This is a genomic window from Streptomyces sp. NPDC090022 (assembly GCF_044748145.1).
In the GTDB taxonomy this organism is placed as follows: domain Bacteria; phylum Actinomycetota; class Actinomycetes; order Streptomycetales; family Streptomycetaceae; genus Streptomyces.
The window spans coordinates 70,716-97,425 of the sequence record NZ_JBIVFN010000027.1 but is presented as its reverse complement, the minus strand read 5'-3'; the positions used below and the strand labels follow the sequence as shown (position 1 = coordinate 97,425).

Annotated in this window: 17 protein-coding genes; 10 read left to right on the top strand and 7 right to left on the bottom strand. The window is 71.2% G+C overall.

Annotation, left to right across the window (positions count from 1 at the left end; translation table 11 throughout):
* The 5 genes from ACIPXB_RS31595 to ACIPXB_RS31575 form a co-directional block, all read right to left on the bottom strand.
* Nucleotides 1-147: helix-turn-helix transcriptional regulator (locus tag ACIPXB_RS31595; protein WP_401455436.1), on the bottom strand; the 147-nt coding region annotated here is incomplete at its 3' end.
* Nucleotides 148-2,414: 2,267 nt separating this feature from the next.
* Nucleotides 2,415-2,948 (bottom strand): transposase, encoded by a 534-nt coding sequence (locus tag ACIPXB_RS31590; RefSeq protein WP_401455435.1) that lies wholly within the window; start codon nucleotides 2,946-2,948, stop codon nucleotides 2,415-2,417.
* Between the two features lie 26 nt (nucleotides 2,949-2,974).
* Nucleotides 2,975-3,490 (bottom strand): transposase, encoded by a 516-nt coding sequence (locus ACIPXB_RS31585; protein WP_401455428.1) that lies wholly within the window; start codon nucleotides 3,488-3,490, stop codon nucleotides 2,975-2,977.
* A 172-nt stretch (nucleotides 3,491-3,662) separates the two neighbouring features.
* A complete protein-coding gene (locus tag ACIPXB_RS31580; RefSeq protein ID WP_401455425.1) occupies nucleotides 3,663-4,250 on the bottom strand; it encodes a DUF6000 family protein in 588 nt (195 codons plus the stop codon).
* 38 nt (nucleotides 4,251-4,288) lie between these two features.
* Nucleotides 4,289-11,197, bottom strand: a complete 6,909-nt coding sequence (locus ACIPXB_RS31575) for a polymorphic toxin-type HINT domain-containing protein (RefSeq protein WP_401455423.1) — start codon at nucleotides 11,195-11,197, stop codon at nucleotides 4,289-4,291.
* A gap of 704 nt (nucleotides 11,198-11,901) precedes the next feature.
* On the opposite strand from ACIPXB_RS31575, the gene ACIPXB_RS31570 reads away from it, so the two are divergent.
* Nucleotides 11,902-16,227, top strand: a complete 4,326-nt coding sequence (locus ACIPXB_RS31570; protein ID WP_401455422.1) for a ricin-type beta-trefoil lectin domain protein — start codon at nucleotides 11,902-11,904, stop codon at nucleotides 16,225-16,227.
* 115 nt (nucleotides 16,228-16,342) lie between these two features.
* Here ACIPXB_RS31570 and ACIPXB_RS31565 read toward each other — a convergent pair whose 3' ends face one another.
* The gene (locus ACIPXB_RS31565; RefSeq protein WP_401455419.1) at nucleotides 16,343-16,741 is read right to left on the bottom strand and encodes a RidA family protein; all 399 of its coding nucleotides are present in this window, start codon (nucleotides 16,739-16,741) and stop codon (nucleotides 16,343-16,345) included.
* The gene (locus tag ACIPXB_RS31560; RefSeq protein ID WP_401455417.1) at nucleotides 16,738-17,862 is read right to left on the bottom strand and encodes an acyl-CoA dehydrogenase family protein; all 1,125 of its coding nucleotides are present in this window, start codon (nucleotides 17,860-17,862) and stop codon (nucleotides 16,738-16,740) included. Before ACIPXB_RS31560 ends, ACIPXB_RS31565 begins: the two co-directional genes overlap by 4 nt.
* 229 nt (nucleotides 17,863-18,091) lie before the next feature.
* Here ACIPXB_RS31560 and ACIPXB_RS31555 point away from each other — a divergent pair, with 229 nt between their 5' ends.
* The 9 genes from ACIPXB_RS31555 (at nucleotide 18,092) to ACIPXB_RS31515 (ending at nucleotide 26,702) form a co-directional block, all read left to right on the top strand.
* A complete protein-coding gene (locus ACIPXB_RS31555) occupies nucleotides 18,092-19,705 on the top strand; it encodes an AMP-binding protein (RefSeq protein ID WP_401455415.1) in 1,614 nt (537 codons plus the stop codon).
* 4 nt (nucleotides 19,706-19,709) lie between these two features.
* Nucleotides 19,710-20,600, top strand: coding sequence for a PaaX family transcriptional regulator C-terminal domain-containing protein (locus ACIPXB_RS31550; RefSeq protein WP_401455414.1), 891 nt, complete (start codon nucleotides 19,710-19,712; stop codon nucleotides 20,598-20,600).
* Between the two features lie 292 nt (nucleotides 20,601-20,892).
* The gene (locus ACIPXB_RS31545; protein ID WP_401455413.1) at nucleotides 20,893-21,411 is read left to right on the top strand and encodes a hypothetical protein; all 519 of its coding nucleotides are present in this window, start codon (nucleotides 20,893-20,895) and stop codon (nucleotides 21,409-21,411) included.
* A gap of 119 nt (nucleotides 21,412-21,530) precedes the next feature.
* Nucleotides 21,531-22,124 carry a class I SAM-dependent methyltransferase gene (locus tag ACIPXB_RS31540; RefSeq protein ID WP_401455410.1) on the top strand — a complete coding sequence of 198 codons (594 nt, stop codon included), beginning with the start codon at nucleotides 21,531-21,533 and terminating at the stop codon, nucleotides 22,122-22,124.
* 203 nt (nucleotides 22,125-22,327) lie between these two features.
* Nucleotides 22,328-22,525 carry a hypothetical protein gene (locus ACIPXB_RS31535; protein WP_401455409.1) on the top strand — a complete coding sequence of 66 codons (198 nt, stop codon included), beginning with the start codon at nucleotides 22,328-22,330 and terminating at the stop codon, nucleotides 22,523-22,525.
* A 79-nt stretch (nucleotides 22,526-22,604) separates the two neighbouring features.
* Complete coding sequence (locus tag ACIPXB_RS31530) at nucleotides 22,605-23,744, top strand: SagB/ThcOx family dehydrogenase (RefSeq protein WP_401455407.1); 1,140 nt, start codon at nucleotides 22,605-22,607, stop codon at nucleotides 23,742-23,744.
* Entirely contained in the window at nucleotides 23,741-24,844 is a 1,104-nt protein-coding gene (locus ACIPXB_RS31525; RefSeq protein WP_401455406.1) for a nitroreductase family protein, read from the top strand. The genes ACIPXB_RS31530 and ACIPXB_RS31525 overlap by 4 nt, the downstream gene beginning before the upstream one ends.
* Nucleotides 24,841-25,491: a TauD/TfdA family dioxygenase gene (locus ACIPXB_RS31520; protein WP_401455404.1), complete on the top strand. Its 651-nt coding sequence runs from the start codon at nucleotides 24,841-24,843 to the stop codon at nucleotides 25,489-25,491. Before ACIPXB_RS31525 ends, ACIPXB_RS31520 begins: the two co-directional genes overlap by 4 nt.
* Nucleotides 25,488-26,702, top strand: a complete 1,215-nt coding sequence (locus ACIPXB_RS31515) for an MFS transporter (RefSeq protein ID WP_401455402.1) — start codon at nucleotides 25,488-25,490, stop codon at nucleotides 26,700-26,702. Before ACIPXB_RS31520 ends, ACIPXB_RS31515 begins: the two co-directional genes overlap by 4 nt.
* The last annotated feature ends 8 nt before the right edge of the window (nucleotides 26,703-26,710 follow it).

Genomic DNA, 26,710 nt, shown 5'->3' with positions numbered 1-26,710 from the left:
ATGAAGGGTCTCCATACGGACTGTTCCGCCCTGTTCCACCTTGCGTACCGTGCCCGGTGACACGCCTGCGGCGTGGGCCAGTTCCTCCTGGCTCAACCCGGCACGACGCCGGTACTTGCGGACGTTGTCAGCCAGCTCCGTAGTCATCCGCTCACCACCTCCAGCGCCACGGTACGCCGGTCCGACGAGTCAACCGCGGGCTATCCGGCAGATACCCGCCCGAAGCGGGGACCCACCACGGCGCTCGGTGCCGTGCCGGACCCCCGGCACGATGGCGCCTGAGCGGGAGGGGTCCCTCGTCGGTCGGGCAGCTTCGCCGGACCAGGGTTCTCCGGTGGCCGCCAAGGCTCACCCGGTGAGGCTTGCGCTTGGCCTTGGTGGCCACCGGGGGTCCTGGTACGCCTCCGGTGACCGGGCGACGGGGGACCCCCTCCCGCGACCCGACCACCCATCACCACGACGAAGCCGCACCCGCACTCGGCCTCCTCCCCCTCGGAGAGAGGGTCGGGGCCTGGGGCAGAGCCCCACAACACTGCCTGCTTGCCAGCTGTTGCGCGCCCGGACCAGCGGGGCCGCCGGCAAGCGGGTAGAGACAGGAGCCGGCGGCGGCCCTGCAGGGCCGGAGCGCGCGCGGCCGCGTCAGCGGGCCGCCTTGATCAAGTAAAGAAAGCCTGAACAGCTCCCGCTGCTGCCACGACTGTCGCCCCAGCTGGCTGGGGTGTCAGGCTGCAAGTCAAAGGTGCTGCTGCCGCCGCTTCTTGGACTCGATCAAGTGCCGCTTTCAGCTCCTCACGCGGCGATGCAGCCAAGTCGCCATCGTGACTGCGGCGAGGTGGCAGGAACAGTCCGGGCAGGCTCTTCTCTCGTTTGATCTTCCGGTGCCGTTGAACACCCGCTGGTGTTCCTCACGGATCGTGACCCGTCGCCGTCAGCTCGGCCACTGGCACGCCCACGCCCGATTCCACCTCCAACGAAAAGCCACCGATGCTCTCACCGCGGCCTCAATGGCGACGCCAGGGTGATCGAGATTGCAGCGGCGGACCGTCTTCGCTCACCGCCCATGTCCGCTGACGTTGCCGTCGATTACCGCCGTCGACACAGATGAAGTCCTGCCAAGCAGGACTTGGCAGGACTTCATCCTTGCGGGCGAAATGCTGCAACTTCCTTCGCTCTCTCACCGCGCAAGAACGAATACCGGAGATGCCGCTACCGAATTACCCATGCGTATCGCTCGAACAGGCCATTTGATTCACCGACTTGCGGTGCCAAGACTCCCAGCCCAGTGACCGATCCATCAGGAATCCTTTCAGATGGTCGCCCCCCAAAAGAGAGGATGGCGGGAGGCCTATCCGGATCCACCGATGGGCAGCTATTCGATCAACGGAGGAGCGACAGCAAGTCGCACGCCATTCGAGAGACCGCGGGATCCGAATTTCCCTCCAATCCACTAATCACTTCGCGGCCCGCCAAAATTGCCTGCCTGCTTGCAATCTCCCAGGAGATTTTCTCTCGATAATTCTGCACACTCTTTGGCGATGCTGCAGAAGCAGCCGCCTCCCACTGCCTAGCCGCGTAAATCTTGGAAATGAGAGCCAAGATATCTGCACGCCTTCGAACGGTATCGTCTCCCACCAGCTCGAGCAAGAACGGAACTACATGTTGCGTTGCCTCCGACACCACAAATCCGAGCGCACACACACGGTCACCCAGTTCATCAATCGCCTCGCTCGCAGGGACTTCATCACCCCAGGCTACGGTTGCCAGGAGCCTCGGGATTCCCTGAGCGGAACCCGACGAATCTTGCAGATTTGTCCACTTGATTTCCGGAAGCCGTTTAAGGAGACGGCCCATCCCTCACCTCTCAAACACATCGACAACTCTAAGTCGCGACATTACAGCTTGACACGAATCACAAGCAGGCAAAAGGATCCTATTGCGCGGATTGTCCAACGGCTTGTGGGTCATCGCTAGACTCTGGCTCCCTCGCACGAGGTCCCCGGCTTCCATGGCCTGAGCTATGCAGCCAATTTCTGCGCATCCGCCATGATGGCCAGTCTGTTCCACAACTCGGCGAAGAGAAAGCGGGAGACTCTTGATGTCCGATGCAGTTCGGAGTCGGCTGCTGTCGAAATACACGCCGCCTGACGGGGTCCACAATCCACTCGTAGCCCCCTCGTTCTTCCCTGGCGCCATCCTCTTGAGATCGGTGAAAGCGCGGAGATCACAGGTTTTCCTTGACTCGTTGTGGACGAGGACCGGCGTGGCGCCTGCCAGCACATAGTACGTGTGCTGGCTGACACGTCCTCAACTGCGTATATGCAGGTGAGCAGCGGTTTGGGGTTCCGCTGACGTCCGTCGTAGTGCGTGGAAATCCGTGGTTGTTGCCGCTGACGTTGAAAGGCTGGGGTGACAGGTTATGGAGGCTCCAGCCCCAGTCCGGTCCCGGCGATGAAGCCGTCGAGGATCTCGGGTCGGCGTTGGATGCTGCGTAAGCGGTTCTTCACGAGCGGGGCGAGGTCGTCGATCGCGCGGGGTGCGAGGTTGGCCAGGGACTTCTTCAGATGCGCCCAGACCCCTTCAACGGGATTGAGGTCGGGCGCGTAGGGCGGGAGCTTGACGATGGTGAGCCAGTCGCTGTTGCGGTCGCAGAACTCTCTCAGGGCCTTGGCGTGGTGGGTGCTGGCGTTGTCCCAGACCAGGATCAGCGGGGCACCGTCGAGCTGCCTGCGGGCGGCGGTGATCAGTTCGGCGAACTCACGGGCGCGGAAGCCCTTCTTCTCGCCCGTGCGGGCCCGGTACGTCTGCGTCCGGTAGATCAGACGGGTCTCACGGCCCGGTCTGAGGCAGATCATCCCGGCCATCAGGACCCGGCCCGAGCCCTTCCCGGTCACCTTGATCAGCGGAGTCCGGCCCCGTCGTGACCAGGTTCGCCCCTTCGCGGGTTTCAGGTCCTGGCCGGCCTCGTCCTCGAAGACTATCCACGCGCCCAGGAGCTGGGCCGTCCTCTTACCCGTGACCACTGCTCCGACCGCCACCTGGCCACGGCCCGCTCGTCCCGTTCGACCGCCCGGTGCGCGGGGACCTGCGGTGACCAGCCCAGCCGGTGCAGCAGATACGACACCCCGCGCGGGGTGTACCGGTAGCCGAACAGGCGGTGGATCAGCTCCGCGACCCTGGCCAGGGTCCACCGCTGGTCCTCCATCCAGCCGTCCGCGGCCGGTCCGGCCTCCAGCTCGACCTGCAGCTGTTCAGCCTGGTCATCAGTGAGCTGACACCGAAAGCCACCAGGTCCCTTGGACTCCAGAGCCGCTCTGCCGCCGTCCCGCCAGGCGGCGTGCCAGGCGTACGCCGACTTTCTCGACACCCGTGACCGGCGGGCCACCTCCGGCGGCCGCACCCCCTGCTCAAACATCTCCGCGGCCTCGAAACGCACCGCTTCACGCTTCGCCCGCCCCGCGGCGGTCAGACCGCCGCCATCCGCGTACCTCATGACGAGGATGTAGCACCGTCAACGCCTGCTGTCACCCCACCCTTTCAACGTCAGCGGCACCCCACGCAGAAGCCCCGCCAGGACGCACCCGGCGGGGCTTCACTTTCGCTACAGCGAACGACTTCAGCAAAGGAAAACTTCAGGAATGGATCGAGGTGCAGCCTGCTAGTGATCAGTCCAGGCTCTCGGCAAGCTCGATCCAGTCCGCCACTTCCCTCTCCCAATGAGCAGGATCAGTAGTCTCAAGGAAGCCTTCCACCGACCATCGATCCCACAACCCTTCGGACGCAAGTAGATCTTGCGAAACCCGTACGCCCAAACGCCTCTCGATATACAGCAGCGCACCAAGGCACCACGGCTGGTTTTCCCGATTTTGCAGCTCGCTCAGACTGCGCTCTAGATACTGCTTCAACGCATACGCATCAGAGGGTTGACAGAACCGAGCCAGCGCGAAGGCGACACCTTTTCCCGTGTGCCTGGCGCCTCCCTCCTCGATAAGCCTGTGCAGCTCGTCTCGAAATTCAGATCTCTGCGCAAACCCGATGAGCCAACACGCCGTAAGGGCCTCCCGCCAGTCGCCACCTAGGAGCTGCTCCAGGTCGCTCCCGGACGCCTGCCGACCGTCGTCCATCACGGCCGCGCCAAACTTAAGGGCCTGCTCACGGCCAGCCCTCATGAAGCTCCCGGAGAGGAGTTTCTTATACCTGTTCCCAGGCAAGCAATAGCGCGCAAACAGATCACCCGCGCTGGTTCCAGACACTCGAAACTCCTCTCCCGAACACGGCTACTTCGATTTCATCACCCGAAAGGCCCCCATTCACAGCTCACCTGACAGCCTGTGACGCGACCCTCAATGAGGACTTCCAGCTCTTCGAGTCCCCGCTGTCCGGCAACTCTCATGCGGCTTGGGTCGATTGCACTGCGCGGAATCCTGAGAACCAAAGCTCCCGTACTACCGAACTCCTCTGAAAATTCTCGCGCTGTCTCCAGGTCGGGCGACCACGACGTGAAAACACTCTCCGTGTTATCACCCGAGTGCGCAATAGGATCGCTGTGGCCGCCGCGGGGTTCCGCGATGCCTGCTCTCGCTTCCGCGAGCTTGTAGTGATTGTTGGTGACTCCCCGGTAGAGGTATTCACCGCTGGAGTCGCCGAGCTCCGCAGCCCGTTCAAACACATCGTCGACCGTCGGGCCGCAGTTGTGAACGAGGACCGGCGTGGCGCCTGCCAGCACATAGTACGTGTGGAAGTCGGCGACCGTGAGGTTGTGCGTGGTGACCGTGAAGGGGTAGTTGCGGGTGGCCTGGACCGTCAGGGTCGTGCCGTTCGGCTGGCGGAGTTGTTCGCCCGCCTTCAGTTCGCCGGCGTCGACCCACTGGTTGCGGGTTTCGCTCCAGTAGGGGTGGTGGTAGGTGGAGGTGATCCTGGCCGGCGGGCCGCGGGGGTTGGCGTCGTCGGTCAGGGTGAGGTCGGTGAAGTCCTTGTCGTCGGGCGTGGTGATCGTGGTGGTGACGACCTGGGCGCGGGTTTCGCCGGTCTGCGGGTCAGTGGCCTCGACCGTGTCGCCGTCCTTGACCTCCTCGATGGCCTTCGACGTGCCGTCGGCCATCAGGACGCGGACGCCGGCGGGGAAGCTGTTGCACTTGGTCGGGGCCGCCTCGCCCCCGCCGCCGCCACTGCTCTTGCCGTCACCGCTCTCGGCAGAGGATTTGGCGTCGGCGTCGGCCTTCTCCGACTTCGCTGCGGTACCGGCGCTGTCGCTTTCAGTTCTCGAATCGGCTTTTTCCTTTGCCGATTTGGCTGCCTTGGCCTCAGCGTCGCGGGCTTCCTCCACGGCCTTCTTGTGGCGGCTGAGTGCCCCTGCGGCTTCGGATGCCTTGCGTTCCGCCGCGTGGACCGCGTCGTACGCTTTGTTCAGCTCTCTGTAGATCTTGAAGGCCTTGATGCCGGCCTTGATCGCCTTGGCGATCTTGCCCCACGGGACAGCGCCCAGAGCTGTGTTGATGCAGGCCATGACGTCGCCCTTGGTGAAGCAGTCGCGGGCGTCGTTGTAGCCGATGAGGTCACCGATCAGGTTGACGACCTCGTGCTTGAGCTGGTTGACCCGCCCCTTCGTCCTGGTGATGTGGTTGTTGGCCTCATCAAGGTCCCTCTGCAGACCCTGGGTCCTACCGTCGTCTCCGCCACCACTGTTGAGTTTTGTACCGTCGTATTCACTGTCACTGAAACCGTCTGAGCTGGCGTTGTAGTTGCAGGAGGTGGAGTCGTCACACATGTGCTTCAGGCCCGACGCGTCCGACTTGTTGATCGGACTGTTGCCGGAGTACGCGTACGCGTTCCACTGCTGCGGGTCGCCCGCGTCGATGATCGGGTCCGGGCTGATGAAGCGGCCCGTCGTCGGGTCGTATTCGCGGGCGCCCAGGAGGGTGAAGCCGGTGGCCTTCTCCTTGGTGCCGCCGACGAAGCCCTTGTCGCCCGCCCAGGAGCCCGGGGCCGGCTGGGTGCCGCGGTCGTTGCCGAAGGGGTCCGTGTGGCGGCGGACCTGGGTGAGGTCCGTCGCGCTGAACTGGACGCCGCCCGTGCCGTGGTGGTCCGAACCCTGGTAGCTCAGGGTGGAGGTGCCGCCGGTGGTGGTGCGGGTGATGGACAGGCCGCCGGGGGCGCCGTACGTACGGACGTTGGAGACCTTCTTGCTGGCGGTGTCCAGGGTGATCTGGTCGGTGCCCAGGTTGAGCGTGGTGCTGCCCGGGTCGCGGCGGATGAGCTGGTTGCCGCCCGTGTCGTACAGGTAGCTGGTGCCGGCGCTCTCGCCCGTGCCCGTGATCTTGTCGAGCTTGCCCTGGTCGTTCCAGGTCAGGGTCTTGGTTCCGGGCGTGCTGGTGATCGACGCCGTGTTGCCGGTGGCGTCGTAGGTGTAGGACGTGAGCTTGCTGCCCGACGCGCTGGTCTCGGTGGAGGTCAGCAGTGCGTGCGGGCCGCCCGTGCCGCCGCCCGTCCTGGGGTCGGAGGACGGGGTGTTGGGGCCGGTGCCGAAGGTCTGGGTGACCGTGACGTCCTTGGACGCGTTGCCGGTCGGATCCTTCCTCACCAGCTTCGTGCGGTTGCCGAGCTTGTCGTACTCGTACTGCTGCCAGTACGGCGCCGGGCCGCCGACGCTGGGCTTGCCGGTGCCGTCGACCGCCGGGCCGCCGCCGTTGGCGCAGCCGCCGATCCCGCGGACCGAGGGCTGCGGGGCGGTGGTCTGGGTGCCGGTGTCGGTCCAGGCCTGGGTGAGCCGGCCCAGGTAGTCGTGGGTGAAGCACTGCAGGTCCCGGGCCGCCCCGTCTTGCGTGGTGCCGATCGAGGTCAGCGCACCGGCCTGGTTGTAGGTGTAGTCGGTGACGTCGACGCTGGCCCGCGCCGCCGTCTGCTTGTCGAGGATGGACCGCACCGGTCGGCCGGTGCCGGCGTCGTAGTCCGTCGTCGAGACGACCTGCTTGCCGGTGGTGCCGACCGTCGTGCGGATCGCCCGGCCGTACGGGTCGTAGCGCACGTCCACGACGTACGGCGCCTGTACCGCTCCGAACGCGCCGCCGAGCGACGTCAGATTGCCCAGGATGTTCGTGCCGAAGGTGAGCTTCTCGGCCGCCAGGCCCGCCTGCCCGATGGCCGGCAGTTCGGTGGTCCTCAGCTTGCCTTGGGCATCGTAGGTGTTCTTGGTCTCGTACGTGCCCGCCAGCTCGCCCTCGACCGCCGGGATGGTGGTCTTGGCGCCCAGCGGCCGGTAACCGCCGTCATAACCGGTCACCTCACTGACGTACGCGTGGCCGTTCACACCGCCGACGTACCGGGTGCTCGACGTCGGCTTGCCCACGGCCTTGGTGTCGTACGTGAAACCGGCGACCTGCTTGGCCGGGTCCGCGGCCGTGCCCTCGTAGGTGGCCACGGTGCGGCCGAGGAGGTCGGTGACGGTGGTGGCGCTCTTGTTGCGGGCGTCGGTCACGGTCGTCTGGTTCTTGGCGTCGTCGTAGACCGTCGTGGCGGTGCCCGAGTCGGGGTCGGTGGTCTTGACGCTGCGGCCGAGCAGGTCGTACTCGAACGTCCACCGGTTGCCGGCGGAGTCCTTGCGCCACAGTTCCTTGCCCTGCGCGTTGTAGCCGTACGTCGTCTCGTCGTACGGACCCGTGGGGGTGTTGGCCTTGTACTGGCGCACGGCGACCGTCTGGCCCAGGCCGTCGGTGATCGACGCCGAGGCGTAGCCGCCGTTGGGCGGGATGGAGCGCACTTCGTCGGCGCCGGCGTACTCGGTCTTCGAGCGCCACTGCTCCACGCCGTAGGACTGGAAGACGCTGGCGGTGGAGCGGCCCAGGCCGTCGAAGACCTGGAGGGTCTGTGACGGGATCTTGCTGTCGGGCTGGACGCCGCCGTTCGGCAGGAACAGCGCCGCCGACGGCGCGGCCTCGTCGTTGTAGTACGCCGCGGTGGTCTTCACCTGGCGGCCGTGCGAGTCGAACAGGGCGTCGGTGATGAGACGCCCGTCGGCGCGGGACGCCGCGGTGGCCTGGGTCTGGCGGACCCGGCCGATGCCGTCGTAGATGGTGTAGCTGGAGGTGTAGGAGTTGTCGCTCATGAGCGCCTGGCTCAGAACGGAGGAGGGCGCCGCGATGCCGTTCATCGCGTACGAGAACTTGCGGACCGGGAGGAACTGCTTGGCCCGCTCCTGACCCGGCTGCCAGACGGAGACGACGCGTCCGAGCGCGTCGTACTCGCGCTCGGCGACGTGGTTGTTCTCGTCGGTGGTCTTCAGCGGCAGCGAGCGGCCGATGTCCAGGGTGTTGACCGACTTCCAGCCCAGCGGGTTGGTGTGGGTCACCTCGGACGGCAGCACGCCGGTGGCCGGCTTGTACTCGGTCGTCGTGATGGCGCCGCCGGGGTGGGCGGCGTCCTTGCGGGTGTGGTTGGTGGTGCTGGTGACACGGCCGTACACGTCGAAGGCCGACGTCGCGTTGAGCCGGTAGACCGGCTTGCCCTCGGCGTCGTACTTCTCCAGCACCTCGGTGCCGGTCTGCTCGGCGAGCGGGCCCGACTGTCCGAGGGGCAGGCCGTCGAAGTAGGCGCGGGTGTCGCCCACCGTGTTGGCGGCCGTCGCGCCCTTGCCGCACTCGCCCGAGAGGATCAGGGTCCGGGAGGCCAGCTGCGTGAGGAGGCCGCCGGGGCCTGTGGCGTACGTGAAGCTGGTGCACAGGCGCTGGTCGGGGCGGGACAGGTCCGCCTGGTCGTCGACCGTCACCGGGCGCGAGAGCAGCGTGTCGTCGTACGTCGAGGTGCGCTCGGAGGTCCGCCAGGTGCCGTCGGCGAGCTTGGCCCGGCTGGTGACCTTGGCGGTGTTCATGGCCCGGGCGGTGATGGGCGGCATGCCGCCGGACTGCGCCCGGGTGGCGGTGACCTTGCCGAGCCAGGGGGTGGTGACCTGGTCGGCGATGACGGCGCCGCCGTCGCGGTCGTAGGTCTCGCTCTGGCGGACGAAGCCGGAGAGGACCTCCTCGTCCTTGATGGTGCCGCCGTGCGTGTCGGGCACGCTGACGGAGCGCTTGGTGCCGTTGGCGAGGACGTCGCCGTCCATGCCGCGCAGGTACGTGGCGACGGACTTGGTGCGCGGGCCGTCGCTACCGGTACCCGTGCGGGTGGTGACGGTGGCGTAGCCGCGGAACTGGTCCCAGGTCCGGGTCTTGGCGTCGGTGAACTCGGAGTCGTTGCGGTGCCAGGCGATGCCGCCGCCGTACTCGTACTCCGTGACGGTGGCGACCTGGCCCGCCACCATGTCCTGCTGGGTGATGGACTGGACGACGATCTTGTTGAACCAGTCGTTGACCGGGTCCGGGTAGGACTGGCCGGGCAGGTACCACTTGACCGGCATGCAGGCCATCGTGTTGCCGTCCTCGGACGCCGGCATGGTGCCCTTGTCCCGCGAGCACTCGGGGGTCCGGTAGACGACGTTGATCCGGCCGCCGGTCTCGGTGGTGATCGCCTGGATGCGCGGCCGCTTGTACGGGGGCGCGGAGGCCTCGGTCCCGTCCGGGCGCTTGACGACGCCGTCGACGCGGTTGGCCAGCTGGAGCGGCTGGAAGTGGACCGCGGGCAGGGTGACCGGGGTCTTGCCGTTGGAGCCGGTGCGCTGGACGGAGTCCAGCCACAGGGTCGGCGAGGTGCCGTCACCGGGGTCCTGGAAGGACTGGTTCAGGGTGTAGGAGTCGACCTTGCGCCAGTCCGTGCCGGTCCACACCTCGGTGAAGATCTCGGTGAACTTCTTGGTGGTGAAGAAGGTCGGGGACAGGTTCAGGCACTGGCCGCCGGCGGCGCACTCCTGGTCGACCGGGGTGTCCGGCCAGGACTTGGCGTTCGCCTTGGTCCGCTGCGCGGGGTCGCAGGTGACGGCCCCGCCCGGGACGCAGCGCTCGGCGGTCTTCAGGGTGACCTGCGCGGCCGGCTTGGCCGCGCCCTTGGCCGCGATCTGCTCGGGCAGCCGCTGGCCGTAGCCGATCCAGGTCGGGTGGCTGGCGCGCTGGTAGGCGGTGACGGTGCCGTTGCCGTTGTTCTGGCCGCCGCCGCGGGCGTAGTGGTTGCCCTCCTGCTCGTACCGGTAGGAGACGAGGTTCTGGTGGCGGTCCACGACGTAGTCGAGGTTCCACTGCCAGCCCATCTGCACCCACGAGCCGTTGGCGGGGGTGTCGGCGCCCAGGCACTTGTCCCGGCCGCTGTTGAAGTAGACGGGAACGGTGGAGACCGACTTGGCCTCCGGGTCCGTGCCGTCGCCGCCGGGCAGGCGGTTGGCACCGAAGTAGTACTGGGTCCCGTCGACCGTGGTGACCTTGAAGCCCTCGCCCTTCCAGGCGGAGTTGCGCTGGCCGGTCAGCCGCTCGATCGTGGTGCCGTCCTCGCCCTGGAGGCGGTACACGCACGTGGTGTCGTCGCGGACGATCTGCCCCGCGTGTCCGGCCAGGTTGAGGGAGAGGATGTCGCCGGCCCAGCACTCGTCGCCCGAGTCCTTGATCCCGGCGTCCTTGCAGCCCTTGTACGAGCGCGAGATCGACCCCGGGTGCCAGTCCCAGCCCTCGCCGAAGCCGCCCGCCTGGGCGTTGGTCGAGGCGGTACGGCCGTCGATCGACGACGAGTCGTAGCCCAGCGCGATGCCGGGCACGGGGCCGGCGATGGTGGACGGCAGCTCGACGCTGTAGCCGTACGTGAAGTTGCCCGCGTTCGAGCCGGCCTGCCACGAGGCCGACGGCAGGAGCGGCGTCGCGGTGAAGTCACCGGAGGCGCCGGACGGGCCCGGCTCGACCGCCACGGCGACCGACTCGGCCGCCAGCACCTGCGGAGTCTGGGCCGGTGCGGACTTCGCACCCTGCTGCGAGGTCGGCGCCGAGGAGGCCGGGCTCCTGGGTACGTCGATCTCGGCGACCAGGCGGCCGGACGCGTCGCGGTGGGAGGCCACCGGGGTGCGCTCGGTGCAGCCCGGCGCACCGGGGGTGGTCAGCGCGCAGGAGGGCAGCCGGACCAGCCGGGCCCGGTCGGCCCAGTTGGCGCCGGCCGACTTGGCCCAGGCGGTGACGTCGAAGCCGAACCGCACCTTGCCCGAGGGCTGCGCACCCGCGGTGTCGGTGAGCCCGACCAGCGCGCCGTTGACTCCCGCGGCACGGGACTGCTCCGCGTCCCTCACGTCGACGCGCACGGTGCTCTCCGCGGTCCCACCGCCGACAGCGCTCTGCGACAGGGGCACCGAACGGTTTGCGCCATTCCCGGGTGCGATCCAGACGGGAAGCTTTCCGGCCTGAATCGAGGCCGGTCCACTCTCCGCCCGGTCCGCACCGCCCCGACCGAGGCCCTCACCGAGGGCCACCGCAAATGAGCCAGATGGCGTGTTCGAATCCTTGGGTGGAATCCATTTCTGGCCAGACGGCACAGGTGTGGCCGGGATCTTTGCGTTCGCCCCCTTGACGGGCTTGGCGTCCGGCAGCGGCGTATTCGGCGGAACCCATACCTTGGGCGGCTTTTCTGCCGCCTCGACCAGGGGAAGGCCCAGGCCAGAGAAGAGAATCGCGAGTGCGGCCGTGATCGCGACCCGAGCTCGCGCCCGTTTCGAGCGCACGACTGGTCTACCCCGACGAGACAACTGAATCCCCCCACAGGAAACAGGAACACGAAATTCCGGACCGGCTCGGCCCAGATCGAACGCACTGTAAAGAACGAGCGTTCGAGCCGTATAGCGAATTACCAAAACACTGATACATGATCCATGTCACTCGCCGGACAATGCGGCGAGTCGTGGAGCAAAAGGGGCACGCGCATGCGGTAAACCGTTGACAGATTTGCAGAACGGAAGCGAATGTGCGGCTGACTTCTGTCCACTGACCGCTCACAGCGAGGACCTCCGCCATGAGGCCATCTCTCCGTTCACGCACGCCCCGGCCGGGGGCCCTCCGCAGTCGGCGGGCCCCCGGTACGCTCCTGCTGCCCGTCGCCGCCGCTGTCGCGGCATCACTCGGCGCGGGCCTGCTCGTCGCCCCGCCCGCGACCGCTGCCGGTGACCGCGGGCACGGTCCGGCCACCGCCAACTGGCCCGCCCCGACGTCCGGACCTGCCCCGACCGAGACCGACAAGGCGCTCGAGACCGCCCGGGGGCAGGCCCGGAGCAGCGGAAAGCAGGTGGCCGTCGGTCACCTGACGACCGAGAGCTCCCAGACCTTCGCCAACCCGGACGGCACCCTCACCACCGACACGGCGCCCGTGCCGCAGCGGGTCAGGACGGCGGCCGGGACCTGGCAGCCGGTCGACACCACCCTGCGCGCGGGCGCCGACGGCACCGTCGCACCGACCGCCGTGCCCTCCAAGGTCAGCTTCTCCGGCGGCGGTTCCGGCCCCATGGCCACGACCACCACCGCCGACGGCAGGAAACTGGCCGTCAAGGCGCCGTTCACGCTGCCCCGGCCCGAACTCAACGGCGACAGCGCCCTGTACAAGTCGGTCCTGCCGGACGTGGACCTCGAGCTGACCGCCACAGCCCTCGGCGGCTGGCGGCAGGTCCTCGTCGTCCGTACCCCGCAGGCTGCCGCGAACCCGGCGCTGAAGAAGATCCAGCTGGGCATCGAGGCCGACGGACTGACCGTCTCGGCGGACGGCGCGGGCAACCTCAAGGCCACCGACGGCCAGGGCAGGACCCGCTTCTCCTCCCCGACCTCGATGATGTGGGATTCGGCCACCGACGGGGCGAAGGCGGGTGCGAAGAGCGCCGGTTCACGCACTCTCGCGTCGGGCTCCGGCGAGGGCGGGGGCGAGGCGCCGCCGGTCTCCAGCACGGACGGCCCCGGCGGCGGCGCCACCGTCCGCCCGATCGGTACGACCGTGGACGCCAAGGGCATCCAGCTCGTCCCGGACGCCAAGCTCCTGACGGAGGGCACCGGTCCCTGGTACATCGACCCGGGCATGAACCCGTCCGCGGACAGCACCACCCAGGCCTGGTCCCAGGTCCAGGAGGCCTACCCCGACACCAACGAGTTCAACGGCACGGCCAACGGCCAGGACCGGCCGGCCACGGGCTACTGCGGCTACAACTTCGGCAACCCGCCGTGCACGGGCATCGGCCGTACCCGCGCGTACTTCCAGGTCGGGGTCAACTCGGCGATCCACGGCGCCGAGGTCCTGAGCGCCCGGCTGTACGCCACGGTCGTCTCCTCCTCCAGCCCCTCCACCAGTACGCCTCTCGGCCTCTACCACACGCCCGGTATCGGCAACCCGACCAGCTGGAACCGGCAGCCCTGCGGCACCGGCTCCGTCATGGGCGGCTGCGCCAAGATCGGCGGTATCTGGATGTCGGGGTCCGGGGAGATCTCCTACGACGTCACCGCCCAGATGAAGGCCGCCGCCAAGGAACGCTGGGGCACCTTCACCTTCGGCCTCGCCCCGGACGACGAGGGCAACAAGTACTACCGGCAGCGGTTCAACAACACCCCGCACGTGGTGGTCACGTACGACATCACGCCCACCATTTGGTGGCCGCGCACCGCACCGACCCCCGGATTCGCCGGCACCGGTTCCTCCGCGGACTGCCGTACGCCGGGCACCGCCAATCCCTGGGACAACCCGGGCTGGGTCGGCGCCCACAGCAACATCACCCTGACCACCAACACCTGGTCCCCCACCAAGCGGCAGCTCCAGACCACCTTCCAGATCTGGGACGACGACACGAACGGCGAGTCCCGGTACGTGCCGACCGGCTGGCTCAGTGACTACGGTCCGGCCACCGTCGACGTCGGCCCGCTGACCGACGGCCACCAGTACGGCTGGCAGGCCCGCACCACCGACGACACCCTCACCAGCACTCCGACCGAATGGTGCTTCTTCCGCGTCGACCGCACCCCGCCCACCGCCTCGGTCGGCTCCACCGACTTCCCGGCCTCCGGCAGCATCGGCGCCCACCCCAAGCGCGCGGGCGAGGAAGGCGTCTTCACCCTGACCGGCACCGACCCGGCCCCGCCCGCCGGTGGCCGCAGCTCCGGCCTGGCCTGCGCCCGCTGGACGACCGACGCCATCCAGGCGGCGGCCACCAACTGGAAGTGCACCGACACCGCCCCGGGCATCGTCAAGCTGGTCGACGGCAAGGCCACCATCAAGGTGACCCCGCCGCGCTGGGGCACCAACTACGTCCACCTGCAGACCCAGGACAACGCGGGCAACCTCTCCCAGCCGGTCGCGTACAGCTACTACGCGCCGTCGAACCCGAACAGTCCCGCCCCGATCTACGGCGATGTCACCGGGGACCGCAAGGCGGACGTGCTGCTCCCCGACTCGGCCGGAAACCTCCGGCAGTTCAACGGCGGCACGGATCCGGCCGCCGCGCCCAACGCGCAGACCCGTCCGTCGCCGAGCGGCACGGGCTGGAACAGCACCCAGACCACGCACCGGGGCAGCCTCGGCTACAAGGACGTGGACGACCTCTTCGCCCACGAGCCGGGCCAGGCCGAGCTCTACCTTTACGCCAACGACGGCGAGGGGGGTCGGTTCGACGGCCAGGCGCCCCAGCAGGTCGACAAGCCCTTGGAATGCGGTCTCCCGAGCGGCGCCGCCATCGACTGCGCGGCCCACGGGTACGGCGGCAACTGGTCCAAGGTCACCCAGATCGCAGCGCTCGGTTCGTTGTCCGGAGACACCGCCAAGAACGGCGCGCTCGCCCGCAGCTCGCTCCTCTTCATCGACAACGGCCGCCTCTGGCACGGCATTGCGGGCGCCACCGACCAGCTCGCCGGTCGCGCCATCCTCCTCTCGGCCAACGACCAGCGCTGGGACGGCTACGACCTGATCACCCCCGGCCGCGCCCAGGGCACCGACTTCCCGACCCTCTGGGCCCGGTCCAAGGCCGACGGATCCCTGCACGCGTTCTCCGTGAAGGGCACCGCCGAGAAGCCGGACCTCACCGGCTTCGCCGACCCGGCCGCGGGCACGGTCAGCGGCACCGTCGACCCCAAGGCGTACCCGCGGGTCGGCTCCGACGGTGACCTCACCGGTGACGGGATCCCGGACCTGTGGGCCGTGGACACCCACCAGCAGCTCGTCGCCTTCACCGGCCTCGGGACCGCCGCCCCGCACCCCGCCGTCACCGGCGTCGACCGCACCCCGGTCCTCCTGGGCAACCTCAACACGCCCAGGGCCCAGTGGAAGCTGACCGGCCAGAGCGGTGCCACCACCCCCAGCGCGGTCGGCGACTTCCCGGCCACCGCCAGCGGCATCACCTGGCCCACCGGCACCATCGACGGCCGCAGCACCCCGTACGCCGCCTTCGACGGCCCCGGATCCACCCTGGTCACCAGTGGCCCCGTCGTCGACACCCGCAAGAGCTTCACGATCAGCACCTGGGCCAAGGTCAGCGCTCCCGGTGGGATCGTCCTCAGCCAGGACACCACCCGCGGCAGTGCCTTCTACCTCTACGCCGACCCCAACGGCGCCGCCTGGCGCTTCGCCATGGCCAAGGGCGACAGCGACGGCTGGCCGTACGACTGGTCCGACATCGCCGTCAACTCCTCGGCCCGGTACGCCCTGGACACCTGGACCCGCCTGACGGTCGTCTACAACGCCGACTCCGGCCTGATGAGCCTGTACGTCAACGGCGTCCTGGCCAGCACCGGGCACCACCGGGCGAGCGACAGCCCCGCCCCCGTCGGCCCGCTCGTCGCCGGCCGCTACAAGGTCAGCGGGCAGCCCGACTTCTTCGGTGGGGGATTCCGGGGCGGCATCAGCAACCTCGCCGTCTACCCGTACGCCGCTCCCCCCACCGCCCCCGGGGCCGCCGGGAAGATCACGCTGACCGCGGCGAGCGCCCACTGCGCCGACCTCGACGGCGGCACGGCCACCGACGGCAACAGGATCCAGATCGCGCCCTGCAACCAGGACGCCTCCGCCCAGAGCTTCGAAGTCCGGGCCGACGGCACCCTCCGGATCCAGAACATGTGCCTGACCACCCAGAACGCCGGCACCGGCAACGCCACGCCCGTCCTGCTCATGACCTGCCAGGGCACCCCCGCCCAGCAGTTCCAGCCCCGCGCCGACGGCAGCGTCCACCACCCCGCCTCCGGCCGGTGTCTGGACCTGGGCGCCATGAACACCACCCCCGGCACCCCCCTGTGGATCTGGGACTGCAACCGCAGCGACGCCCAGCGCTGGACCGTGCCCGTTCTCGGGACCGCGCCCCTGCCCGTACCCGCGCCCTGAACCGTTCCCGCAGCCGACAGGCGGCCGTCTCTGCCCCGTCCGGGCGGGAGGCGGCCGCCGTCGGCGTTGTCGGCGCGGGTCGGTCCAGAACCGCCGGTCGGTCCAGGACCGCCGGTCAGTCCAGGACCGCCAGGCCGTCCAGTTCGACCAGGGCCTCCTCGTCCCACAGGCGGACCGCGCCGATCACCGCCATCGCCGGGTAGTCGCGGCCCGCCAGGCGGCGCCAGGTGCGGCCCAGGGCCGGGGCGTGGGTGCGGTACGCCGCGACGTCCGTCGTGTAGACGGTGACGCGGGCCAGGTCGGCGGGGGTGCCGCCGGCGGCGGCGAGGGCGGTGAGGAGGTTGGTCAGGGCCACCTCGAACTGGTCGGGCAGGGTGGTGCCGACCACCTTGCCCGCGCCGTCCAGGGCGGTCTGCCCGGCCAGCAGCACCAGGCGGGAGCCGGTCGCGGTGACGGCGTGGGAGAAGCCGGTGGGCGGGGAGAGTTCGGGCGGGTTGACGCGTTCCAGGCTCATCGGGCCGCCTCCTGCCGGTAGAGCTCCTTGGCGATGATCGTGCGCTGCACCTCGCTCGCCCCCTCGTAGATGCGCGGGGCCCGCACCTCCCGGTACAGGTGTTCCAGCAGGTGGCCGCGGACCAGCGCGCGGGCGCCGTGCAGCTGCACGGCGTGGTCCACGACGTACTGCGCCGTCTCGGTGGCCAGCAGTTTCGCCATCGCCACCCGCCGTGGTACGTCCGGGGCGCCGCCGTCGTACGCGCTGGCCGCCGCGTAGACCAGCAGCCGGGCCGCCTCGACCCGGGTGGCCATCTCGGCGACCCGGTGCCCGACCGACTGGAGGTCGGCGAGGGTGCCGCCGAACGCGGTGCGGGCCGCGGTGTGGGCGAGCGTGGCGTCCAGGGCGGCCTGTGCCATGCCGACGGCGAAGGCGCCGACGCTGGGACGGAAGAGGTTGAGCGTGTCCATGGCGACGCGGAAGCCGCGGCCCGGCTCGCCCAGCAGGTCGTCCGCGCCGACCCGTACGCCGTCGAAGGCGAGCGCGCCGATCGGGTGCGGGGAGAGCATGTCGAGCGGCCGGCCGGTCAGTCCGGCGCGGTCGGCGGGCACCAGGAAGGCGGTGACGCCACGCGCACCGGGCGCCTCACCCGTTCGGGCGAACACGCTGTAGAAATCCGCCTCGGGGGCGTTGGAGATCCAGCACTTCTCGCCGGTCAGCCGCCAGCCGCCCGCGTCCGGCTCGGCCCGCAGGGCGAGGGCGGCCGCGTCCGAGCCGGCGTCCGGCTCGCTCAGCGCGAAGGCCGCCACCGCCCGTCCGGCGCGCACCGGCCCCAGCCAGCGCTCGCGCTGCGGCGCGCTGCCGGAACGCAGGACGGGGTACGCGCCCAGGCCCTGGAGCGCGAGCGCCGTCTCGGCCTCGGTGCAGGCGTGCGCGAGGGACTCGCGCAGCAGGCACAGCTCCAGCGCACCGGACGTGAACAGCCGTTCCAGCAGGCCCAGTTCACCCAGGGCGGCAAGCAGGGGGCGGTTGACGCGGCCCGGTTCGCCCTTGTCGGCCAGCGGCCGCAGCCGCTCGGCCGCCAGGGTCCGCAGCTCCGCGCACCAGCGGGCCTGTTCCGGTTCGAGCGTGAAACCGGGCATCCGTCTGCCTCATTTCTCGTCTCTCGTCGCCAGTCCGGCGGCGTCCACCGCTTCCGACGGCGTCCGACCGCTTCCGGCCGCGTCCGTCCCGGTGAGTTCTATCGCGTCTGGTTGACTCCCGTCACCATCACGATACGCTCGTCGCGTACCCGCACGGCCGGCTCCACCCCATCGAAGACTTCTTCGAAGACCTCTTTGAAGGACCGTTGCGCTAGGGGGCGATCCCGCCTTGGAGCTCAAGCCTTCCGCCCACGCCGACACGTTCGCGCGCGACCACCTGCCACCCGCGCAGACGTGGCCGCAGCTGCTGTTCGAACTGCCCGAACTGGCCTATCCGGACCGGCTGAACTGCGGCGCCGAACTGCTCGACGCCACCGTCGCCCGGTACGGCCCCGACCGCCCCGCCTTCCGGGACGCCGCCGGCGAGGTCTGGTCGTACGGCGAGCTGCGCGACCGCGTGGACCGGCTCGCCCACGTCCTGACGTCCGAGCTCGGCGTGGTCCCCGGCAACCGGGTGCTGCTGCGCGGCCCCACCAGCCCCTGGCTGGCCGCGTGCTGGCTGGCGGTGATGAAGGCGGGCGGGGTGGCCGTCACCGTCCTGCCGCAGGCGCGCGCCCAGGAGCTGGCGACGGTGTGCGCGATGGCCGAGGCCCGTCACGCGCTGTGCCACGCGAGCGTGCTGGACGACCTGGTCAAGGCCGAGGTGCCGGGGCTGGCCGTCACCGCGTACGGCGGCCGGGCCGGCGACGACCTGCTGCGGCGCGCGCGGCGGGCGCCCGCCGACCCGTACGAGGCGGTCGCCACCTCCGCCGACGACGTCGCGCTGATCGCCTTCACCTCGGGCACCACCGGCCGGCCCAAGGGCTGCATGCACTTCCACCGCGACGTCCTCGCCGTCGCCGACACCTTCTCCCGGCAAGTGCTGCGCCCCACCCCCGACGACGTCTTCGCGGGCAGCCCGCCGCTCGGCTTCACCTTCGGCCTCGGCGGCCTGGTGGTCTTCCCGCTGCGCGCGGGCGCCTCGGCGCTGCTGCTGGAGCAGGCGGGGCCGAAACAGCTGCTGCCCGCCGTGGCGCGGCACCGGGTCACGGTGCTGTTCACGGCGCCGACCGCCTACCGGGCGATGCTCGACGACCTGAGCGGGAGCGGCGCCGAGGTGGCCTCGCTGCGCCGGTGCGTCTCGGCCGGCGAGAACCTGCCCGCCGCCACCTGGCACGCCTGGTACGAACGCACCGGCCTGCGGATCATCAACGGCATCGGCGCCACCGAACTGCTCCACATCTTCATCTCCGCCGCCGACGGCGACATCCGCCCGGGCACCACCGGCCGGGTCGTGCCCGGCTGGCAGGCCCGGGTCGTGGACCACTCCGGCCGGCCGGTGGCCGACGACGAACCGGGTCTGCTGGCGGTGCGCGGCCCGGTGGGCTGCCGCTATCTGGCCGACCCCCGTCAGGGTGAGTACGTCCGCGACGGCTGGAACCTGACCGGGGACACCTACGTCCGCGACCCGGAGGGCTACTTCCGCTACGTCGCCCGCGCCGACGACATGATCATCTCGGCGGGCTACAACATCGCGGGCCCCGAGGTCGAGGAAGCGCTGCTGCGCCACCCGGACGTGCTGGAGGCTGCGGTGGTGGGCCGCCCGGACGAGCGACGCGGCCAGATCGTCGTGGCGTACACCGTCACCCGTGACGGTGCGGTGGTCACGGAGGACGCGCTGCGCACGTTCATGCGGGCCGAGCTGGCCCCCCACAAGTGTCCCCGCTCCTTCGTCTTCGTCCCCGCCCTCCCCCGGACCGCGACGGGGAAGCTGCAGCGGTTCCGGCTGCGCGATCTAGAGTGATGACGTGGCCGAGCAGCACACTCCGCGATCCCTGATCGTCACCTTCTACGGCGCCTACGGCCGGGCCTTCCCCGGCCCGGTCCCGGTGTCCGCCCTCGTCCGCCTGCTGGGCGCGGCGGGCGTCGACGCGCCCTCCGTCCGCTCGTCGGTCTCCCGGCTCAAGCGGCGCGGCTTCCTGCTGCCCGCCCGGGCCGCCGACGGCTCGGCGGCGTACGACCTGTCGGCGGAGGCCCACCAACTGCTGGCGGACGGGGACCGGCGCGTGTACGCGCCGCCCGGCCGGCCGGCGGACGACTGGCTGATGGCGGTGTTCTCGGTACCGGAGCAGGAGCGGCACAAGCGCCACCTGCTGCGCTCCCGGCTGGCCCGGCTGGGCTTCGGCACTGCGGCGCCGGGCGTGTGGATCGCACCGGCCCGGCTGTACGACGAGACCCGCCACACCCTGGACCGGCTCCAGCTGACCGGCTACGTCGAGCTGTTCCGCGGCCACCACCTGGGCTTCGCGCCGACCGCCGAGGCGGTGGCCCGGTGGTGGGACCTGACGTCACTGGCCAAGCAGCACGAGGAGTTCCTCGACCAGCACGAGCCGGTGCTGCGGCGGTGGCAACGCGAGCAGGGCGCGGCGGGGGCGGCGCGGGCGGCGACGGACCCGTCGGCCGGTCCGGCACGGGCCGCGGAGACCGCGGAGACCGCGGAGACCGCGGAGACCGCCTACCGGGACTACCTGCTCGCCCTGGACAGCTGGCGCCACCTGCCGTACGCCGACCCGGGCCTGCCCCGCGAGCTGCTCCCGTCCGACTGGCCGGGCGACCGCGCGGCGGCGGTCTTCGGCGAACTCCACGCCCGCCTGCGGGACCTGGGCGCCCGCTTCGTGGAGGCGGGCGAGGAACCGTAGCCCGTCCGGGGCGTCCCCGGCCAGGCCGGGCCCAGCCGGGGCGTTCCCGGCCAGGGCGTCACCGGCCGGGGGCGTTCCCGCGCGGGTGCGGCCGCCACCGCCGGGACGGGGCCGGCGCCACTGGCCGGGCACCGCCGGCCGCCGGGCCGACGGAGCGACGGGCCGACGGAGCGACCGGGCCACCGGGCCACCGGGCCACCGGGCCACCGTCAGTGGAGGCCGGTGGACGGGTGGTCTGGCCGGCGCCGGAAATCCGGGTGCCGAGCGGTCCGGCGGATCGTCCGCATGGGTCATGACATGGACCTTCACCCTCGACCTCACCGCCCATCTCGCCACGGCAGGCCCCGCGGTGGCCGCCGAGCCGGTACGGAACACGCTGCTGCTCACCACCGCCGACGAACTCGCCCGGCGCGGACCGGCGGCGGCCGGCTCCGGCTCCGACGCGCCCCGCTCCGGCTGGTGGACCACCCCCGACGGAAGCGTCGGGGGCGCTGTGCTGTGCACCCCGCCCCGGCCGCTCCTCGTGGGCACCCTGCCGCCCGAGGCCGTACGGGCGCCGGGGACCGCGCCGGCCACCGAGCCGCTGCTCTCCGGGGTCGGCGGCCTGGGGCCGCCCGACCCGGCCCCGGCGGGGCGCGCCCGCGCGACCCACGCGGTGAGCGGGGCGGCGTACACCCGTGGGGCCGGGCAGGTGCTGCTCCTCACCGACCTGGCCGACCTGACCAGCAACCGCCTCTACCAGCGGCTCGGGTACCGGCCCGTCGAGGAACGCGCGGTCGTCCGGCCCGCGTCCGGTACCGGGAGTACGTGACTTTCCGGGCGACCGCCCGACCGGCAGAGTCGGTACGTGCCGGTCCGAGGTGGCCGGTTGCGAGCAGATCGCCCCCGTTCCCCGCGCGGGAACGGGGCCGGACCGGAAGGGAACCGACCGTGTCGACGTCAGGTGTCGCGAGCCGCCCGAGCCGCCCGTTCAACGGCCACATGCACCAGGTCCTCGGGGCCGTCACCGAGCTGCCCGCCGGGGCGGCCGTGCTCGACGCCGGCTGCGGCAACGGCTCGGTGGCGCGCTGGCTGGCCGAGGAGGGCGGCTACGACGTCCTCGGCGTGGACGTCGAGCTGCGCGCCGACGCGGCCACGGACGGCCGGTGCGCCCTGCCCGGCGGCGGCGCCCTCGAACTGCGCCGCGACGACCTGCTGGAGCTGCCGGCCGCGCGCCGGTACGACGCGGTGCTGCTGCTCGGCGTACTGCACTACGCGGGCAGCGCCGACGGCGTGCGCCGCATGCTCGCGGCCGCCGACCGGCTGGCCGCGCCCGCCGCGCCGCTGGGCCTGAGCTGGATCTGCGACGAGGTCCCCCTCACGTACGAGGCGGCGTACCTGCCGGGCCGCGCCCTGGTGCACGACACCCTGACCGCGCTCGGCCGGGGCGCGGCGCGGACCTGGGACCGCGAGGTGACGCACGCGCACGGCGGCAGCCCGGTGCACGACCACCGCATCGTGTACGGCGTCTGGCACCGGACCTGACCAGCGCCCCGGACCTGACCACCGCCCCGCACCGGACCAGCGCGCCGCGCGTGATCACCGCCCCGCGCGGCGCGCAGCCGCCGACCGCCGCCACGGCGCCGCCCCCGCCCCGCGAACCGCCACCCCGCCCCGCCCGCGTGCTCCGGCGCACGCCCCCGACTCCCGCCGCATCCACGGCGGGTCCACCGAAGAAAGGCACAGCCATGTCCGAGACCCTGGTCGAGCGCGCCCCGCAGAGCGTCGTGCGCGCCGCCCTCATCCAGAACGGCAACGACCCCAAGTACTACAGCCACGACGGCGCCTCCCTGGTCGAGCGCGCCCCGCAGAGCGTGGTGCGCGCCGCGCTGATCCAGAACGGCAACGACCCGAAGTACTACAGCCACGACGGCGTCAGCCGCTGATCCGGCGGGCCGGCGCCCGGTTCCCCCGCCCGGCGCCGGCCCTTCCCCGTCCCGCCCCAGAAGGAGGTTCTCCGTCCCCATGACCACTCAGGCGCCGCCGAGCGCACCGCAGACGTACGCCCCGCACCCGGAGCTGCTGGTCCACCCCATGGCGCTCACCGACGACGAGCGCGTCCTGGTCGCCGAGACCGGTTCCGCGACCGCGCCGCTGGTCCTGCGGGACTCCCGGGTCCCCTTCGCCATCACGCTGCTGCCCGACCGGGGCACCCGTGCGGAGATCACCGCCCGCTGGGCGGCCGAGGAGCCGCTGCGGCCCGTCGTCGAGGAGCTGTGGGCGGCGCTCACGGCTGAGGGCATCCTGATCCCGGCCGACGAGGTGCCGGCCAGAGCTGCCGCCTGGCGCGCGTACGACTGGGACGAGGCGTACCGCTACCACGCCTCGACCGCCGACTACCCGTTCCTCCAGATGGACCGCGAGGGCGCCTTCGACGCCGATGACGCACGCATGGAGGAGTACATCGCGCGGAGCGCGCCGCCCGCCATCACCCTGGAGTTCGCCCCCTCCGAGAACACGGGCTCGGGCTCGGGCTCGGGCGCGGGCGCGGGCGCGGGCCCGGGCTCGGTGCCGCTGCGCAAGATCGCCGAGGGCGAGTCCGCGGACGCGCTGCTGGCGGCGATGACGCCCGAGCAGCGGCGCGGCCCCGAGGGCCTGGCCCTGCTGCTGGACACCTGCTTCGGCGAGCGCACCCGCCGGCCGTTCGCGGTCCAGGGCGAGTTCCTGCGCAAGGCGGTGCCCTCCGGCGGTGCGCGGCACCCCACGGAGGCGTTCGTGGCGCTGTTCCCGGGCAGCGGCGTGGAGCCCGGCATCTACCACTACAACGTGGCACGTCACCAGCTCGACCTGGTGCGCGCGGGCGACCACACGGCTGCCCTGCGCACCGCCAGCTTCGACCTGTTCGACAAGTTCCACCAGGAGCCCTTCGGGCTCATCGTCTTCTGCTCCCTCGTCGAGCGCGCCATGTGGCGGTACCGGGACGCCCGTTCCGCCCGCGCGCCCTTCATCGACGTCGGCCACACGCTGATGGCCTACCGGACGGTGATCGAACGGCTCGGCGTCGGCGGCTACACGTACCAGAAGTTCCACGACCGGCAGATCGCCGAGCTGCTCGGCATCGACGTCGAACGGATCGCCCCTCTCTTCCTCGGGACCCTCGTATGAGCCAGACGCACACCACCCCGCCGGGCACCCGCACCGCCCCCGACCGCGTGGTCACCTCCCCCCTCTTCTTCGCCCACGAGCGTCGCGGCGACCAGAACTGCGCGCTGGGCCTGGCAGCCGGCGAGCGGCTGCGCTCCGTCGGCGCCCGCGCCTGGGACCTGGTCCAGGCGCACCTGGTGCCGCGCACCGCGGAGGAGAGCGCGGTGGCCGGTTTCACCGAGGACGAGCGGGCGCAGGCGCTCGCGGCGGGCCTGGTCGTGGACGCCGACGCGCCGGCCACCGCGGACATGTTCCGCTGGGAGGACCACCGCTGGTCGCGGGCCGCGTACCTGCTCTACTCGCAGCAGGACCTGCCGTACGCCGAGCCGGTCGGGCGCGGCGAGGAGCTGAGCGCCCTGTCGGACTTCCGGCGCGAGCAGATCGCCGGCTTCCAGTCCGAGGGCGGCTACCCGGAGCGGTTCCGCGTGGAGCCGGTCGCCGAGTACCCGCTGCCGGTCCCGGACGGGCCGATCACGTACAGCCTGGACTCGATGCTCGCGCGGCGCAGCGTACGCAAGTTCGCCGACGCGCCCGTCAGTGCGCAGACGCTGGGCGCGCTGCTGCACCACGCCACCGCGAACGTGCGGATGGCCGAGGACTCCAAGGCGGCCGGGGACCCGTACTACCTGCTCAACTCCTTCTACACCTGGCTGCACGTGTACGTCGTCGTGCAGGGCGTCGAGGGGGTGCCGCGCGGGGTGTACCAGTACGACTTCGCCCGCAACTCCCTGCTGGCCACCGGCCTGGAGCCGGCCGACGAGCGGATCGCCTCGGTCATCCAGGGGCAGAACTGGATCGGCGGCGGCGGGGTGAGCCTGTTCGTGACGGTGCAGTGGGACCGCTACCAGTGGCTCTACCGGCACTCGCGCGCCTACATGAACCTGCTCATCCAGATCGGGGAGTTCGCCCAGGAGCTGCTCCAGGCCGGCTACCAGCTGGGGCTGGGCGGCTGGCTGACCCCGGCCATCGCCGAGAGCCGCGCCGCAGCCCTGCTGGGCCTGGACCGGATCGACAGCGACGCGGACGCGATGTACTACCTGAAGCTGGGGTACGCCAAGTGAGCGGCCCGGAGGGGACGGCCGCCCCGCGGCTGCTGTGGCCGCCCGCCGCCGCGACGGGCGCCGCGCCCCGGGCGGTGACGTTCGACGCCGGCGGCGGATCGGGCCGGCTGCTGCGCGCGGTGGAGGAGCTGACCGGTGGCTCCGCGGAGCTGATCCGGGACGTCACGATCGGGATGCCCGGCGACAGCGACATCCAGCTGGTGGCGGAGCAGGGCGACTTCTGGTTCCACACGGACGCGGCGTTCCTCGCGGTGCCGCCGCGCTGGATGGTCATCGCCGTCCTGGAGGCCGACGGGGGCGGCGGGCTCGACCTGCTGCCCGTCGAGCACATCGACGACACCGCCCTGTCCGTGCGCGCCTCCTACCTGACGCCCGACGGCGTCCAGGTCTCGCCGGTCCTGGAGGAGCTCCCGGACGGGCGGGGACGGCGGATGCGCTACCGGCGCGACCGGATGCTGGCCGTCGACGACGCCGACGCGCTGGCCGCCGCGCACCGGGCGGTGGAGGAGGCGGCGGGGCTGGCGACCGGGGCCGGTGAGCTGCGGGCCGGCGAGTGCCTGCTGGTCGACAACTGGACGGTGCTGCACCGGCGGCGCCCCTTCCGCGGCCGCCGGGTGATCCGCCGGCTGTGGTTCGACGCCGCGTGAGCACCACCGCCGGCCAGGACGCCGGGGTGCTGTCCCCGCTGCGCCTGCGGGGCTTTCGGCACCTGGCCGTCGGACAGCTGGTCTCCAGCGCCGGCAACGCCATGTACAAGATGGGCCAGGCCTGGCTGCTGATCGGGGCCACCGGCGGCGACGGCGCCCTGATCGGGCTGCTGGCGGCGTTCCAGCTGGGGCCGCTGCTGCTGTTCGGCGGGTACGGCGGCTGGATCGCCGACCGGTGGCCGCGTCGGCGGGTGCTGCTGTGCACGCAGAGCGCGCAGGCGGCGCTGTGCGCGGTGCTGGGCGCGTGCGCGTTCCTGGGGACGGCGCACACGTGGGTGATCTACGCGGTCGCCCTGGCGGCGGGCCTGGTGACTGCGGTCGACAACCCGGCGCGCCAGCGGTTCCTGTCCGACCTGGTCGGGCAGACCCGGCTGTCGCGGGCGCTCGGCCTGTACACCGCCCTGCTGAACACGGGGCAGGTGCTGGGGCCGCTGGCCGCGGGTCTGCTGGTGGGCTGGGCGCACATCGGCTGGATCTTCGTGGTGGACGCCCTGACGTTCCTGTTCGTCGTGGGCGTGGTGCTCACGGTGCCCGATCCGGGCGGGGAGTGCGCCGGGCCGGGCCGGCCGGGCGGGTTCCTGCCCGGCCTGCGGGAGGTGGCCGGGGATCCGGCGCTGGCGCTGACGGTCTCCGCGTCGGTGGTGGTGGGCTCGGTCGGGGTGCAGTTCACGGTGACCAACGCCCTGATGGCCACCGAGGTCTTCCACCTCGACGCCACCGGCTTCGCGGTCCTGCCCACGGCGGTGACGGCCGGGTGTCTGCTGGGGGCCCTGCTCGCGGGCCGCCGGCCGGATCCGGGGCCGCGCACGGTGCTGGCGGGGGCGGCGGCCACCGGGGTGACGGGCGTGGCGAGCGGTCTGGCGCCGGGGTTCTGGGAGTTCGTCGTGCTGATGGTGGCGGCCGGGGTCGCGGCGATGTTCTTCACCACGACCGCGTCGGTCCTGCTCCAGTTGCGGGCGGCCCCGGAGGTCCGGGGCCGGGTGCTGGCGGTGCAGACCACGGCCCTGTACGGCGGCGGCCCGGTCGGCGCCCTGCTGGTCGGCGTCTGCGCCGGCCGGGCGGGGCCGCGGGCCGCGCTGGTCGGGGCGGGGGTCCTCACGGTCCTGCTGTGCGCGGCGCTGGCCCTGTACCACCGCCGCCGGACCGCCTGAGTCGGGCC

What these genes read in the sequence shown, in the direction of transcription:
- ACIPXB_RS31585 (WP_401455428.1), bottom strand. Translation starts at nt 3,490, where the DNA reads ATGAGGTACGCGGATGGCGGCGGTCTGACCGCCGCGGGGCGGGCGAAG.
- ACIPXB_RS31570 (WP_401455422.1), top strand. Translation starts at nt 11,902, where the DNA reads ATGAGGCCATCTCTCCGTTCACGCACGCCCCGGCCGGGGGCCCTCCGC.
- ACIPXB_RS31565 (WP_401455419.1), bottom strand. Translation starts at nt 16,741, where the DNA reads ATGAGCCTGGAACGCGTCAACCCGCCCGAACTCTCCCCGCCCACCGGC.
- ACIPXB_RS31560 (WP_401455417.1), bottom strand. Translation starts at nt 17,862, where the DNA reads ATGCCCGGTTTCACGCTCGAACCGGAACAGGCCCGCTGGTGCGCGGAG.
- ACIPXB_RS31545 (WP_401455413.1), top strand. Translation starts at nt 20,893, where the DNA reads ATGACATGGACCTTCACCCTCGACCTCACCGCCCATCTCGCCACGGCA.
- ACIPXB_RS31535 (WP_401455409.1), top strand. Translation starts at nt 22,328, where the DNA reads ATGTCCGAGACCCTGGTCGAGCGCGCCCCGCAGAGCGTCGTGCGCGCC.
- ACIPXB_RS31530 (WP_401455407.1), top strand. Translation starts at nt 22,605, where the DNA reads ATGACCACTCAGGCGCCGCCGAGCGCACCGCAGACGTACGCCCCGCAC.
- ACIPXB_RS31525 (WP_401455406.1), top strand. Translation starts at nt 23,741, where the DNA reads ATGAGCCAGACGCACACCACCCCGCCGGGCACCCGCACCGCCCCCGAC.